The organism is Conexibacter arvalis (assembly GCF_014199525.1).
In the GTDB taxonomy this organism is placed as follows: domain Bacteria; phylum Actinomycetota; class Thermoleophilia; order Solirubrobacterales; family Solirubrobacteraceae; genus Conexibacter; species Conexibacter arvalis.
On the sequence record NZ_JACHNU010000005.1, the window covers coordinates 100,164 to 114,535 of the forward strand.

The 14,372-nt window shown below is 74.9% G+C and carries 14 protein-coding genes; 12 read left to right on the top strand and 2 right to left on the bottom strand.

What is annotated here, in order from left to right; genetic code table 11:
• Positions 1-72 precede the first annotated feature (72 nt).
• From BDZ31_RS16985 to BDZ31_RS17000, 4 genes are read left to right on the top strand one after another with little or no spacing between them, the layout of a single operon-like run.
• Positions 73-1,344: a glutamate-5-semialdehyde dehydrogenase gene (locus tag BDZ31_RS16985; protein ID WP_183343547.1), complete on the top strand. Its 1,272-nt coding sequence runs from the start codon at positions 73-75 to the stop codon at positions 1,342-1,344.
• Between the two features lie 19 nt (positions 1,345-1,363).
• On the top strand, positions 1,364-1,984 hold the full coding sequence (nadD, locus tag BDZ31_RS16990) for a nicotinate-nucleotide adenylyltransferase (RefSeq protein WP_183343548.1): 621 nt from the start codon (positions 1,364-1,366) through the stop codon (positions 1,982-1,984).
• The gene (rsfS, locus tag BDZ31_RS16995) at positions 1,981-2,355 is read left to right on the top strand and encodes a ribosome silencing factor (RefSeq protein WP_183343549.1); all 375 of its coding nucleotides are present in this window, start codon (positions 1,981-1,983) and stop codon (positions 2,353-2,355) included. The genes nadD and rsfS overlap by 4 nt, the downstream gene beginning before the upstream one ends.
• A gap of 42 nt (positions 2,356-2,397) precedes the next feature.
• A complete protein-coding gene (locus tag BDZ31_RS17000; protein ID WP_183343550.1) occupies positions 2,398-3,897 on the top strand; it encodes a long-chain-fatty-acid--CoA ligase in 1,500 nt (499 codons plus the stop codon).
• 56 nt (positions 3,898-3,953) lie between these two features.
• Here BDZ31_RS17000 and BDZ31_RS17005 read toward each other — a convergent pair whose 3' ends face one another.
• Both BDZ31_RS17005 and BDZ31_RS17010 read right to left on the bottom strand, forming a co-directional pair.
• Positions 3,954-4,841, bottom strand: coding sequence for a type IV toxin-antitoxin system AbiEi family antitoxin domain-containing protein (locus BDZ31_RS17005; RefSeq protein WP_343075614.1), 888 nt, complete (start codon positions 4,839-4,841; stop codon positions 3,954-3,956).
• A 143-nt stretch (positions 4,842-4,984) separates the two neighbouring features.
• Positions 4,985-5,503 carry a cupin domain-containing protein gene (locus BDZ31_RS17010; RefSeq protein ID WP_183343551.1) on the bottom strand — a complete coding sequence of 173 codons (519 nt, stop codon included), beginning with the start codon at positions 5,501-5,503 and terminating at the stop codon, positions 4,985-4,987.
• Between the two features lie 261 nt (positions 5,504-5,764).
• On the opposite strand from BDZ31_RS17010, the gene BDZ31_RS17015 reads away from it, so the two are divergent.
• From BDZ31_RS17015 to BDZ31_RS17050, 8 genes are all read left to right on the top strand, one after another.
• Positions 5,765-7,153, top strand: coding sequence for a TIM44-like domain-containing protein (locus BDZ31_RS17015; RefSeq protein WP_183343552.1), 1,389 nt, complete (start codon positions 5,765-5,767; stop codon positions 7,151-7,153).
• A 128-nt stretch (positions 7,154-7,281) separates the two neighbouring features.
• Positions 7,282-8,820, top strand: a complete 1,539-nt coding sequence (locus BDZ31_RS17020; RefSeq protein ID WP_183343553.1) for a serine protease — start codon at positions 7,282-7,284, stop codon at positions 8,818-8,820.
• A 119-nt stretch (positions 8,821-8,939) separates the two neighbouring features.
• Entirely contained in the window at positions 8,940-9,938 is a 999-nt protein-coding gene (locus tag BDZ31_RS17025; RefSeq protein ID WP_343075615.1) for an iron chelate uptake ABC transporter family permease subunit, read from the top strand.
• Positions 9,938-11,041, top strand: a complete 1,104-nt coding sequence (locus BDZ31_RS17030) for a FecCD family ABC transporter permease (protein ID WP_183343554.1) — start codon at positions 9,938-9,940, stop codon at positions 11,039-11,041. The genes BDZ31_RS17025 and BDZ31_RS17030 overlap by 1 nt, the downstream gene beginning before the upstream one ends.
• A complete protein-coding gene (locus tag BDZ31_RS17035; protein ID WP_183343555.1) occupies positions 11,041-11,862 on the top strand; it encodes an ABC transporter ATP-binding protein in 822 nt (273 codons plus the stop codon). Before BDZ31_RS17030 ends, BDZ31_RS17035 begins: the two co-directional genes overlap by 1 nt.
• Before the next feature lie 429 nt (positions 11,863-12,291).
• A complete protein-coding gene (locus tag BDZ31_RS17040; RefSeq protein WP_183343556.1) occupies positions 12,292-12,849 on the top strand; it encodes a PadR family transcriptional regulator in 558 nt (185 codons plus the stop codon).
• Between the two features lie 6 nt (positions 12,850-12,855).
• Positions 12,856-13,599 (top strand): ATP-binding cassette domain-containing protein, encoded by a 744-nt coding sequence (locus tag BDZ31_RS17045; RefSeq protein ID WP_183343557.1) that lies wholly within the window; start codon positions 12,856-12,858, stop codon positions 13,597-13,599.
• Between the two features lie 9 nt (positions 13,600-13,608).
• Positions 13,609-14,370: an ABC transporter ATP-binding protein gene (locus tag BDZ31_RS17050; RefSeq protein ID WP_183343558.1), complete on the top strand. Its 762-nt coding sequence runs from the start codon at positions 13,609-13,611 to the stop codon at positions 14,368-14,370.
• Positions 14,371-14,372: the final 2 nt, after the last annotated feature.

Here is a 14,372-nt window from a genome sequence, read left to right on the forward strand (position 1 = left end):
GCCGGGCGCAGGCCGGGCGCGGGAGGCGGCCCGGTCCGGCGGCCGGGGCGCGCGGCCGGGTACCATGGGCAGATGGCCATCTCGACGCCCACCTCGGTCACCGACATCTGCCTCGCCGCCAAGGCCGCCGCAAAGCCGCTCGCCGCGCTCGGCGCCGACGTGAAGGACCGCGCGCTGCACGCGATCGCGGACGCGCTGGTGGCCCGGACGCCAGAGATCCTGGAGGCGAACGCGAAGGACCTCGAGGCCGGGCGCGCCAACGAGATCGGCGACGCGCTGCTCGACCGGCTCGCGCTCGACGCTGAGCGGATCGAGGGGATCGCCGCCGGCACGCGCGCGATCGCCGCGCTGCCCGATCCCGTCGGCGAGACGATCGACGGCCACCGCCTCCCCAACGGCGTCGACGTCCGCCGCGTCCGCGTCCCCTTCGGCGTCGTCGCCGTCGTCTACGAGGCGCGCCCGAACGTGACGATCGACGCCGCCGGACTGGCGCTCAAGTCGGGCAACGCGATCGTGCTGCGCGGCTCCTCGACCGCGATCCACTCCAACCGCGTGCTGGCCGCGATCGCCTCCGAGGCGGCGACCGCCGCCGGCGTGCCGGAGGGCGCGATCCAGCTGGTCGCCGGCGGCGGACGCGAGGAGCTGGCCGAGCTGGCGACGCAGGACGGCGTCGTCGACCTGATCTTCCCGCGCGGCGGCGAGGGGCTGAAGAACGCGCTGAAGGCGGTCGCGACCGTCCCGGTGATCTACGCCGCCTCCGGCAACTGCCACCTCTACGTCGACGCGAGCGCGAAGCTCGACGACGCCGAGGCGATCCTGATCAACGGCAAGACGCAGCGCCCCGGCGTCTGCAACGCGCTCGAGACGCTGCTCGTCCACGCCGACGCCGCCGCCGAGTTCCTGCCGCGCGCCGCGAAGGCGCTCCACGCCGCCGGCGTCGAGCTGCGCGGCGACGAGCGGGCGCGGGCGCTGGCCGGCCCCGGCATCCCGATCGCGCTCGCGACCGAGGAGGACTGGGCGACTGAGTACCTCGCGCTGACGCTGGCGATCCGCGTCGTCGACTCCGCCGCGGAGGCGATCGACCACGTCGGCCGCTACGGCTCGGGCCACTCGGAGGCGATCGTGACGCAGTCGACCGACGCGGCGCGCGCCTTCCAGCTCGGCGTCGACGCCGCCTGCGTCTACGTCAACGCCTCGACCCGCTTCACCGACGGCGGCGAGTTCGGGATGGGGGCGGAGATCGGCAACTCGACGCAGAAGCTGCACGCCCGCGGCCCGATCGGCGTGCGCGAGCTGACGACGTTCAAGTACCTGATCGAGGGCACCGGTCAGGTGCGCGCCTGACGCGGCCCGATCGGAGCGCATGCGCGTCGGCATCCTTGGCGGGACGTTCAACCCGCCGCATCTCGCACACCTGGTCTGCGCCCAGGAGGCGCACAGCCAGCTGGGGCTCGACCGGGTGCTGCTGATGCCGGCGGGCGAGCCCCCGCACAAGACGGTCGCGCCCGGCGACCCCTCGCCCGAGCAGCGCTTCGAGCTCTGCCGGCTGGCGGTCGCAGGCGACGAGCGGTTCGAGGTGTCGCGGATCGAGCTGGAGCGCCCCGGCCGCTCCTACACGGCCGATACCCTGCGGCTGTTGCACGAGCGAGCGCCCGAGGACGAGCTGGTCTTCATCGTCGGCGGCGACATGGCCGCCAGCTTCCCGAGCTGGCGCGAGCCGGAGGCGGTCCTGTCGCTGGCGACGCTCGCGGTCGCCGAGCGGCGCGGCTCCAAGCGCGACGCGATCGAGCGGGCGCTCGAGCCGCTCGCCGGCTCCGAGCGGGTGACGTACTTCGACATGCCCCGGATCGACCTCTCCTCCTCGGAGCTGCGCGCGCGCGTCGCGCAGGGACGGCCGATCCGCTATCTGGTCCCCGACGCCGTCGCCGAGGCGATCGCGGCGGAGGGGCTGTACCACGGTGTGCGGGGGGAGGTGACGACATGACACACAATGAACTGGAAGGCGCTCGGATGGCGGCCGCGATCGCGGAGTACGCCGACGACAGAAAGGCGACCGACATCGTCGAGTTGGACCTGCGCGGCGTGCTCGGGTACGCGGACTACTTCGTGGTCTGCTCCGGCAACAGCGACCGTCAGGTGAAGGCGATCCACGACGGGATCCACGAGCGGATGAAGAGAGAGCACGGCCTGCTGCCGCGCCGCGTCGAGGGACTGCCGCAAGCGCAGTGGGTCCTGATGGATTATCTCGACGTGGTGGTTCACATCTTCACGCCGGACACCCGCGAGTTCTATCGGCTCGAGCAGCTGTGGGGCGAGGCCCCAGCCCGCGCAGTGGGGTCCGGTGCGGAGTCCTGATCGCCCTGCACTGAGGAATCCGACGAGGAGACGGGAGACGACATGGGGCGCAATCTTGCGAGCCTGCTGACCGACACCGCCGCGAAGCACGGGGACCGCATCGCCGTGAAGCTCGACGACGTGGCGCTGAACTACACGGTCATCGCAGAGGGCAGCGCGCGCATCGCGGGGCTCCTGCACGAGAAGGGCTTCCGGCCCGGCGACCGCGTCGGGCTGATGCTCCCCAACGTCCCCTTCTTCCCGCCGATCTACTACGCGATCCTGCGCGCCGGCGGGATCGTCGTGCCGATGAACGTGCTGCTCAAGCAGCGCGAGGTCGCCTACTACCTGCGCGACTCCGGCGCCAAGCTGCTGTTCGGCTGGCACGACTTCGCCGGCGAGGCGGCGCCAGGGGCGCAGGAGGCCGGCGCCGAGTTCATATCGGTCGGGCACGACTTCGCCCAGGTCGCCTTCGCCGCCGAGCCGCGCCACGAGATCGCCGAGGTCGGCGACGACGACGCGGCCGTGCTGCTCTACACCTCCGGCACGACCGGCCAGCCGAAGGGCGCCGAGCTGACCCACGCCAACCTGATCGCCAACGTCGAGACGACCGTCGACACGCTGATCCAGGTCGACCACGACGACGTGATCCTTGGCGCGCTGCCGCTCTTCCACTCCTTCGGCCAGACCTGCGCGATGAACGTCGCGACGGCGGTCGGGGCGACGCTGACCCTGATCCCGCGCTTCGACCCGCTGAAGGCGCTCCAGATCGTCGAGCGCGACAGGGTGACGGTCTTCGAGGGCGTCCCGACGATGTACAACGCGATGCTGGCCGTGCCGGAGGAGGCGCGCGCCGGCCTCGACCTGTCGTCGCTGAGGCTGTGCGTCTCGGGCGGCTCGGCGCTGCCCGGCGAGGTGCTGAAGGAGTTCGACGCGACCTTCGACTGCAAGATCCTCGAGGGCTACGGGCTGTCGGAGACCTCGCCGGTCGCCTCCTTCAACCATCCCGACAGACCGCGCAAGGTCGGCTCGATCGGGACGGCGATCCGCGGCGTCGAGATGAGAGCGGTCGACGAGGACGGCGCCGAGGTGCCGACCGGCGAGGTCGGCGAGATCGTGATCCGCGGCCACAACGTGATGAAGGGCTACTGGGGCAAGCCGGAGGCGACCGACGCCGTCATGAGAGACGGCTGGTTCCACACCGGCGACCTCGCGAAGGTCGACGAGGAGGGCTACTTCTTCATCGTCGACCGCAAGAAGGACATGATCATCCGCGGCGGCTACAACGTCTACCCGCGCGAGGTCGAGGAGATCCTCTACGAGCATCCGTCGGTCGCCGAGGCGGCGGTGGTCGGCGTCCCCGACAGGGAGTGGGGCGAGGAGGTCGGCGCCTGCGTCGCGCTGAAGCCCGGCGAGCAGGTCGACCCCGACCAGCTGCGCGAGTACGTCAAGGAGCGGGTCGCCGCCTACAAGTACCCGCGCCACGTCTGGCTCGTCACCGAGCTGCCGAAGGGGCCGACCGGCAAGATCCTCAAGCGCGAGATCGAGGTGCCGGGCGCGTAGGCGGCGTCGCGCGATGAGGTGCGAGTTTCGGTCGCTCAGCGACCAGAGATCGCACCTCATCGGCCGTCGAGCACCCGACGGAGCTGGGTTGCGACCGCTGCGGGGCGCTCGGCCACGTCGTGGTGGGTGAACCGGAGCACCGTCCAGCCGGCAGCGGACAGCGCGTTCCCCTTCTCGCGGTCGCGCTGGAAGGCGCGTCGGTGGCGGTGGAACGCCCACCCGTCCAGCTCGACCGCGACCCGTTCGCGCGGCCAGACGGCGTCGACCTCGAAGCGCAGCACGCGGTGGTTGAGGCGCGGCCGCGGCAGGCCGGCCTCGGCGGTCAGGCCGAGGAAGCGCCGTTCCAAGGCGGACCGGTCCAGCTGGACCCCGTGGGCGGCATGTTCGGCGAGGACGGCGCGGAGGCGGGCGTGGCCGGGGCCGGTTCGCGTTCGCGTCCGCTCGATCGCCGCTTCGAGCGCATGGAGGTCGAGCAGCCGCCGGCGCTCTGCTTCCGCGAGGACGCTCGCCAGGCGGTCTTGGGAGAGGACGGCGGCAAGGTCGACCACGGTCCGGGGCAGGCTCGTGAGCGGGATGTCGTCCACCGTCGTCAGGTCGTCCGCGGTGAGTGCGGGCGCGCGGTGCACGCGGTAGGTCGAGGTGCTCTGGGCCCGGGTGGAGGTCGTCACGTCGATCCGGCCCCACCGAAGCGGCGCCAGCTCGTGCAGCCACGCCGCGCTGCGATGGCTCAGCGCCGCGCCGGGGCCGGCAGCCAGCACCGCGGCGAGCGCGTGCCCTTGCGGTGCGAGCCGCCGGTGCCCGACCACGTAGACGCCGCGGTGGAGGCGGGTCAGGGAGCCGCGGGCGAGCCGCGCCTTCACCATCGCCGGCGTGACGCCGACGGCCTCGAGCTGCCGCCGCGCCACCACACCCCACTGCGAATTCGCCAGTTCGACGAGGTCCACGTCCGTATGAGGTGCGACGTTTGGTCGCTGGGCGACCGGAAGTCGCACCTCATGGGCGCGCTGGGAGTCGGGCGCGGCGGTCACCGGGCGAGGATGACCGCCGGGCGTGTTGCGGCGCTACGCGTCTTCGCGCAGCGCCGCGCTCAGCCTCTGACGGCGATCGAGGGCGGGGCGCCGTTCTTGAAGAGGGTCGCGATCAGGATCTCGATCTCGACCTTGCCGCGATTGGCGGCGTGGTGGATCGTGCCGGGCTTCTCGACGATCCAGTCGCCGGTGCGGATCTGGCCTCGCTGGCCGGCTCCGATCGTGCGCACGAGCTTGGCACCGGCGGCGGAGTCCGGGTCGCCGCGGCGGATCTCGACGGCGCCGCGGACGACCCAGTAGGTCAGCGTCCCTCGCGCGATCTGAGCGATCTGCGTCCCGGGGTGGCGGTGGAGCGCGAGCTCGGCGCCGGGCGCGACCGTCACGCGCGAGAGGCCGAGCGTCCGACCCTTCGCGCCGGCGGGGTCGCGGGTCTCCGCGAGGGCGGTGCGGACGACCGGCGCGGGCTCTGCGGTCGCGGCGCGCAGGGCGGTCGTCGCGACGGAGCCGCCGACGGCGGCCAGCGCCAGGGCGGCGATCAGCAGCAGGGTGGCGCGCACGCGGCGCGGGTGCAGGGTCACGACGGTCTCGTCCTCCGGATCGGGTCGGTCTCTTCCCGCGTCATCGGCAGGACGGTCCGGGAACTGGACCGGCCGCCCGATGCAGGAGGGGCGGCCGGCGCCGGATCGGCCAGCGCCGGCGGCTTGGGCGGCGCCCGTGTGGCGGCGACGAGTGGGACCGGAGCGGCGAGCGCGGACGCGCACCCGGTGGGAGGCGCACCGCCGGGCGCGGACGCGCGCCCGGTGGGAGGCGCACCGCCGGGCGCGATACGGTGGAGTGAGATGTCCGTCCATTTGCCCTCCGCTTCGATCGCCCGCCGCCTGCTCGCCGCGCTGCCCGCGGCGCTCGCAGTCCTGCTGCTGAGCGCGCCGGCCGCGCTGGCCGCCGCCGGCGGCGGCTCCTCCGGCTTCCGCGGCGGTGGCGGAGGAGGCGGCTTCGGGGGCGGCGGGAGCTTCGGCGGTGGCGGCGCCCGCGGGACGGGCGCCGGCGGCAGCCCGATCGTCGTGCTCGCGCTCGTCGGCGTCGTCGCGATCTTCTTCGTCGTCGCCGCGGTGATCGCGGGCATCAAGGTCGCCCGCTACAACCGCCGCCGCCGCGAGCACGAGCGCAGAGTCGAGCTGGCCGCCGCGGTCGCCGCCGACGACGATCCGGCCTTCGCGCCCGACGCCGTCCGCGAGAGCGCGGCCAACATGTTCATGGCCGCGCAGCACGCCTGGGACGCCCGCGACGACCGCGCGCTGGCGGAGCTGCTCGTCCCCGACCTGCTGGTCGAATGGCGCCGGCGGCTCGACGACTTCGCCCGCAAGGGCTGGCACAACCGCGTCGAGGTGCTGGAGCTGAGATCGATCGAGTACCTCGGCCTGACCAACCGCGAAGGGGAGAGGGACGACCGCGTCACCGTCCGCATCAGCGCCCGCCTGCGCGACTACGTCGTGATGCGCAACGGGATGATCCTGAAGCGCAACGAGGCCGGCTCCGACACGGTCGAGCTGACCGAGTTCTGGACGCTCGCCAAGCGGCACGACGGCAACGGCTGGATCATCGCCTCGATCGAGACCGACGCCGAGGGCCAGCACGTGCTCGACGCGGAGATCGTCGCCTCGCCGTGGAGCGACGAGCGGCGGATGGCCGACGCCTCGCTGCTCGAGGTCGCCGCGCTCGACAAGCTGCCGGAGGGCGTCAGCACCGCGGAGGTCGCCGACCTCGACTACGCCGGCGACGCGCGCACGGCCGCGCTCGACCTGTCGCTGGTCGACGGCCGCTGGGCGCCCGACGTGCTGGAAGCATCGGTCCGCCGCGCCGTCGCCGCGTGGGCCGAGGCAGTCGACGGCGCCGACGCCGACCTGCTCGACGTCGCGACGCCGCAGGCGGCCCGGGAGCTGCTGCACCCGGGCGACCCCTCCGGCCGCACGCGCCTCGTGATCCGCGGCCCGCAGGTCCGCCATCTGACGATCGCCGCGCTGAACCCGGCCGCCGAGCCGCCGGAGATGACGGTCGAGGTCGAGGTCGTCGGCCGCCGCTACGTCGAGGACCGCGACACCGCGGCGGTGCTCAGCGGCAGCAAGGAGCGCGCCGTCACCTCGACCGAGCGCTGGACGCTCGCCCTCGCCGGTCCCGACGACCGCCCGTGGCAGGTCGTCGACGCGGCCGCGGGATCGTTCACCGCCTGACCGAGCGGCTGACGCACCCTCAAACGGTGGTCGCCTCGTCGTTAAGGTGCTCCGCCATGCATCATCGAACGTCACGACGGACCGCTCGCGGCGCGCTCCTCGCGGCCGCGGCCCTGGTCGCTCTCGCCATGGGCGCGTCCGCCGCTTCGGCGAGCGACGGCACGCTGCGGCTGGGTCCGCAGCAGCCGATCGGCAAGAAGCCGGCGATCGTCGGCGGGACGGCGATCCCCGTCACGCAGGCGCCGTGGCAGGTCTACGTCCGCTCCGACCTCGACGGCGGCCGAACGTACGCCTGCGGCGGCTCGATCGTCGACGCGACCCACGTCGTCACCGCCGGCCACTGCGTCTACGACCCGACGACCGCGACGCGCGTCGGCACCGCCGCCCTGACGGTCGTCGCCGGCATCTCGAACGTCAACGCGCCCGAGTCGACGAGACAGGAGCGCGGCGTCGCCGCGATCCGCGTCCACCCCGGCTACCGCTACACGGCCGACAACGGCGGCGTCGCACCCGACGACGTCGCGGTGCTCGCGCTGTCGGCTCCGCTCGACCTCCGCGGACCGGCCGTGCGGGCGATCGCGCTGGTCGGGAGCGGCGCCTACCCGGCGCTGGGGACGGTCGCGACGATCACCGGCTTCGGCCGCCAGGCCGCCGGCGTCGCCCCCGACGGCGGGCTCTACGCCGTCGGCACGACGATCGGCGATCCGCTGCTCTGCGGCGGCGCCGACAACGCCGTCGTCGACTGCGTCGCCAGCCAGGTCGGCTCGGCCTGCGAGGGCGACAGCGGCGGCCCGCTGACGATCGCCGGCGCGCTCGCCGGCGTCGCCAGCTTCGTCACGACGACCGGTCCGACCGGCACGTGCGGGGTCGGTTCGTGGAACGGCTACACCAACCTCGCCGCGCCGGAGATCCGCGCGTTCGTGCTCGGCGACGACGACCCGCCGATCGCACCGCGCGGCGGCAGCGACGTGAGCGCCGTCGGCGTCTTCCAGGCCGGCGGCACGATGACCTGCTCGCCCGGCACCTGGAGCGGCGCGCCGACGTTCGCGTACACCTTCCTCGACACGCGCAACGGCGAGGTGCTGCAGAGCGGCCCAAGCGCCGCCTACGCATTCGGCGACGGCGACGTCGGCCGCACGGTCGCCTGCCAGCCGGCGGCGACCAACGCCGGCGGCACCGGCATCACCCGCACGGCGGCCTCGCCGGCGATCGCGGCGAGACCGTCGCAGCCGGCGCCGCAGCCGAGACCCGCGCCGCAGCCGAGCAGACCGGCCGCGCGCAGACCGGCGCTGCGCCTGTCGGTCAATGCCTCCGCGAAGCGCGCGCGGCCGGGCGCGACCGTCCGCCACGCGATCACGGTCGCCAACCGCGGGCGCGCGGCGGCGACGCGCGTCGTCGTCTGCTCGGCGCCCGGCCGCGGCCTCGCGTTCCGCAAGCTGCCGAGCGCGGCGACGAGATCGCGCGGCCGCGCCTGCTGGTCGCTGCGGACCGTCGGAGCCGGCGGCAGACGGACCGTCCGCGTGACGCTGCGGGTCGCCCGCTCGGCGCGGCCGGCCGTCGCGCGCAACGCCGTCTCGGTGCGCTCGGCGAACGCCGGTCGCAGAGCGGTCCGGGCCGGCGTGCGGGTGCTCGCGGTCCAGCGGGGCGTCCCGGTCAGGCTCCGCTGAGCAGGCGCCGGGACGGCGCGGCGGTCCCGGCCGGTGCGGCTGGAGCCTGGCCCGCCGGCGCGCCAGCCCGACCCGCCCGGATCGCATGGAAGGGGCGGATTAGGGTAGCCTAACTCGCCGTGTCGCCGCCGTCCCGCAGCGCCGGTCTGATCGCCGCCTCGCTGGCGCTCGCCGTCGCCGTCATGCTGAGCCTCGCGCTCGGCGCCAAGTCGATCCCGCTCGCGGACGTCGTGCACGATCTGTTCCAGAACGACGGCTCGCAGAACGCGACGATCGTCCACGAGTTGCGGATCCCGCGCACGCTGCTGGGGCTGGCGGTCGGGATCGCGCTCGGCCTCGCCGGCGCGCTGATGCAGGCGCTGACGCGCAACCCGCTCGCCGACCCCGGCCTGCTCGGCGTCAACGCCGGCGCCGCGGCGGCGGTCGTCGCCGCGGTCGGGATCTTCGGGATCAGCGGCCTCGCCGGCTACGTCTGGTTCGCGTTCCTCGGCGCCGGGCTGGCGGCGGTCGTCGTCTACCTGCTCGCCGCCGGCGGGAGCGGCGGCGCGACTCCGGTCCGCCTCGCGCTCGCCGGCACGGCCGTGACCGCGGCGCTGCTCGCGCTGACGCAGGCGATCACGCTGCTCGACAGAGAGGCGTTCGAGACCTGGCGGTTCTGGTGGGTCGGCTCGCTCGCCGGCCGCGACTCCGAGACGCTCGCCGGGGTCGCGCCGTTCCTGATCGCCGGCACCGTGCTGGCGCTGCTGCTCGCGCGCCCGCTCAACGCGCTCGCGCTCGGCGACGACGCCGGCCGCGCGCTCGGCGCCCACGTCCACCGCACGCGTCTGCTCGGCGGCGTCGCGATCACGCTGCTGTGCGGCGCGGCGACCGCCGCCGCCGGCCCGATCGCGTTCATCGGGCTGACGATCCCGCACATCGCGCGCGCGATCGTCGGCCCCGACCAACGCTGGGTGCTCGCGTACTCGGTCGTGCTCGCGCCGCTGCTGCTGCTCGTCGCCGACGTCGTCGGACGGCTGCTGGTGCGGCCCGGCGAGTTGCAGGTCGGGATCGTCTGCGCCTTCGTCGGCGCGCCGGTCTTCCTGATGCTGGTCCGCCGGCGGAGGATCGCGCAGCTCTGATGGCGCAGCTGCTCGCAGAGCCGCCGAGCCCGCCGGAGCCGCCGCGCGCGGTCCGCGTCGAGGTCCGCGGCCGCGTGCTGCGGACGCCGGGCGGCGCCGTCGCGGTGCGGGTCGACCCGCGCACCGTCGCCGTCTGCCTAGTGCTCGTCGCGCTGCTGCTGGCGCTGGCGGTCGTCGGCGTCGGCACCGGCGACTACCCGCTGTCGGCCGGCGAGGTGATCTCGACGCTGCTCGGCGGCGGCGACCAGTCGAGCGCGTTCATCGTCGAGACGCTGCGACTGCCGCGCGTGCTGTGCGCGCTGCTGGTCGGCGGGGCGCTCGGCCTCGCCGGCGCGATCTTCCAGACGATCACGCGCAACCCGCTCGGCAGCCCCGACGTCGTCGGCTTCACCTACGGCTCGGCGGCCGGCGCGGTCGCGGCGATCACGCTGCTCGGCGTCGACGGCCCCGGCGTCTCGGCCGGCGCGGTCGCCGGCGGCCTGGCGACGGCGGCGCTCGTGCTCGCGCTGGCGTGGCGCCACGGGATCCAGGGCTACCGGCTCGTGCTCGTCGGGATCGGCCTCGGGCTGCTGCTGCGGTCGCTGACCGACTACCTCCTGACGCGCGCCAGATACGAGGACGCGGTCAGCGCCGTGATCTGGATCACCGGCAGCCTCAACGGCCGCGGCTGGGAGCAGGTGCGGCCGCTCGCGCTCGCGCTCGCGCTGCTGATCCCGGCGGCGCTGCTGCTGGGCCGCACGCTGCGGACGCTGGAGCTCGGCGACGAGCTGGCGCGGGCGCTCGGCGCCCCGGTCGAGCGCGGCCGCGTCGCGCTGGTCGTCGTCGCCGTCGCGCTGACGGCCGTCGCGACCGCCGCCGCCGGCCCGATCGCCTTCGTCGCGCTCTCAGCGCCGCAGATCGCGCGGCGGCTGACGCGCGCCCCCGGCCCCAACCTCGTCGCCTCGATGCTGCTGGGCGCGGTCCTCCTGCAGGGCAGCGACCTCGCGGCGCAGCGGCTGTGGCCGGGGCGCGACCTGCCGGTCGGCGTCGTCACCGGCGTCGTCGGCGGGCTCTTCCTCTGCTGGCTGCTGGCCCGCGAATGGCGCGGGAGGCGCCGCACATGATGAGCAGCACGACCACAACCGCGGGCGACGCCCGCCTCTCGGGCCGCGACCTGCGGCTCGGCTACGACGAGCGGCTCGTCGTCGACGGCCTCGACGTGACGGTTCCGGACGGATCGTTCACCGTCGTCGTCGGCCCGAACGCCTGCGGCAAGTCGACGCTGCTGCGCGCGCTGGCGCGGATGCTGAAGCCGCGCGCCGGCACCGTCCTGCTCGACGGCGACGACATCCGCTCGCAGCCGGCGAAGGCGGTCGCGCGGCGGCTCGGCCTGCTGCCGCAGAGCCCGACCGCGCCCGACGCGATCACCGTCGCCGATCTCGTGGCGCGCGGCCGCTACCCGCATCAGCGGCTGCTGCGCCAGTGGGGCCCCGAGGACGAGCGCGCCGTCTCGGAGGCGCTCGCGGCGACCGGCACGACCGCGCTCGCCGAGCGGGCCGTCGACGAGCTGTCGGGCGGCCAGCGCCAGCGCGTCTGGCTGGCGATGGCGCTGGCGCAGGAGACGCCGCTGCTGCTGCTCGACGAGCCGACGACCTTCCTCGACATCGCCCATCAGATCGAGGTGCTCGACCTCTGCGCCGACCTGCGCGACCGCCATGGCCGCACGCTCGTCGCCGTGCTCCACGACCTCAACCACGCCTGCCGCTACGCGACCCACCTGATCGCGATGCGCGACGGCGCGATCGTCGCGGAGGGCGCGCCGGCCGAGGTCGTCGACGCGGCGCTGGTCGAGGCGGTCTTCGGCTTGCCGTGCCGCGTGATCGACGATCCCGAGACGGGGACGCCGCTGGTCGTGCCGGCCGCGCGCGCCCGGCGCGAGGGCTGAGCCGCAAGAGGAGGGTGACGACCGCGGCTCCGGGTGCGTCGGGGGGTGACGAGCACCGGAGCCGCGGGCGCCGTGACGCGCGTCGCGGCGGGAGTGCGCAGGTCGGTTGTCGAAGGGCCGAGCCGGGGGGAACGGCGGGCTCTCCTGACGCCTGCGGCGGAACCGCCGCGCCGACGAGCCGGATCCAGGGGAGCGGAACCGGCAGGTCGTTCGCGCGTATGGCTACAGAGGAGATCATGCCCCGTTCTCGCCCCTCGCAACAGTCCGATCAGTAGTCCGTCGCGGACTAGGGGGCCCCGCGGGGCATTCCGGCGCCCCGGGGCGGCACGCTGCCGCTTGCTTCCGTCGACCGCGTTCTCTAGCCTCGCTCGCACCGGTCACACCTCCGATGGGCGGAGCGGGACCAGGGGGAGGAGCAGCTTCAGGGGCATGAAGTCCAACGTCAAGTCGGCCGTGCTGAGCTTGGTGATCGAGCGCCCGACCGGCGGCGCCGACGTCTGCCGCCGCTTCGAGGACCGTTTCGAGGGACTGCTGGAATCGCGTCGCAACCACATCTACGACGCGCTCGCGCAGCTCGCCCGCGGCGGCCTCGTCGAGCGCATACCGCTCGAGGAGAGCGACGCCGACGACCGCGGCAGGCTGCTCGGCTTCCGCGCGACCGCGAAGGGCGCGCGCGCCTACCGCAGCTGGATACGGCAGCAGATCCCCGCTTCCAAGGAGGCTCGCCAGGAGGCGCTGGTGCGCATCGCCGCGACGCAGGCGCACGACGTCGACAACGCGCTGCGGCTGCTGGCCGAGTACGAGCGCGCGGTGCTCGACGTCGCCCGCCGCGCGCTGCCCGCGCCCGACGGCACCGTGATCGACGAGCTGCTCGCGGAGGAGCGCCAGGACGTCGCCGAGGCCGAGCTGCGCTGGATCCGGCGCGCCCGCGCGCGCCTGCGCGAGAGCGCCGGCCGCGCATGGGCCGCGGTCGAGCACTCGGCGTGAGCGACGATGAGCCTGCTCGTCCTCGACGGGGTCACGAAGCGGTTCGCGCGCGGCGGCAGGCGGCGGCGTGAGCGCCTCGCGCTGCACGACGCGTCGCTGGAGCTGCGCGCCGGCGAGCTCGTCTCGGTCTGGGGCCAGCGCCGCTCCGGCCGCACGACGCTGCTGCGCGTCGCCGGCGGCGTCGTGGCGCCGACCTGCGGCGCGGTCCGCTTCGACGGGCGCGACCTGCGCGAGCGGTCGATGCTCGGCGTTCCGGGCGGGATCGGCTACTGCCAGCGGGAGTTCTCCTCGGTGATCGGCGAGGCGGTCGTCGAGCACGTCGCCGCGCCGCTGCTCGGCGGGCGTCGAACGACGGCCGAGGCGGAGGCGGCCGCGTACCGTGCGCTGCGGCGCGTCGGCGCCACCGGCTGCGCCGAGCTGGAGCCGGACGAGCTCGACCACGGCGAGACGATCCGCGTCGCGATCGCGCGGGCGCTGGTGAGCGGGCCGCGCCTGCTGCTGATCGACGAGCCGGCGGTCGGGCTGGCGCCGACGGCGAGCGGCGCCGGCGCGCTGTACCGGCTGCTGGAGTCGCTCGCGCACGACGACGGGATCGCGGTGCTGACGACCGTCGACGAGGCGAGCGGCCTGTGCGGTGCCGACCGCGCGCTGACGATCGACGCCGGCGAGCTGCACGGCCAGCTGACGCCGCCGGCGCCGGTCGCGGCGGTCTTCGAGCTCGACGCGCGCCGCGCCCGTCCCTCCGCCTGACGCCCGTCGATGCTCGCGCTCGAAGCGGTCGTCAAGCACTTCGCCGAGGGCGACGAGGTCGTCCGCGCCGTCGACGGCGTCGAGCTGCGCGTCGCGGCCGGCGAGGTCGTCGCGCTGTACGGGCCGAGCGGCTCGGGGAAGTCGACGCTGCTGCAGCTGGCGGCCGCGCTGCTGCGGCCGGACGCCGGGCGGGTGACCTTCGAGGGCCGCGACCTCGCGCGCCTCTCCGGCGCCGCGGCCGCCGACTACCGGCGCGACGAGCTCGGCTTCATCATGCAGGAGTTCCATCTGATGAAGGGCGTGAGCGCGGTCGAGAACGCCGGCACGAAGCTGCTCGCGGCCTCCGTCGACCCGGCGGCCGCGCGCCGGCGGGCGACCGAGTGGCTCGACCGCGTCGGCCTTGGGCATCGCGTCTCGGCGCCGCCGGAGCGGCTGTCGGGCGGCGAGCGCCAGCGGGTCGCGATCGCACGGGCGCTGACCAACGAGCCGCGCCTGATCCTCGCCGACGAGCCGACCGGCAGCCTCGACAGCAGACGCGGCGAGGAGATCCTGCGGCTGCTGCGCGAGATCGCGCGCGACCGCGGCGCCGGCGTGCTGCTCGTCACCCACGACCCGCGCGCCGCCGAGGTCGCCGACCGCGTCGAGCGGCTGGTCGACGGCCGGCTGGCGGCCGGCGGCGGCGGGGAGGAGGCGCCAGCGGCGCGCGGCGGCGCGGTGGTCGGCGGCGCGGCCGGCGAGCCGGTCTCGCCGCCCGGCGCGACCGGGAGCTGACC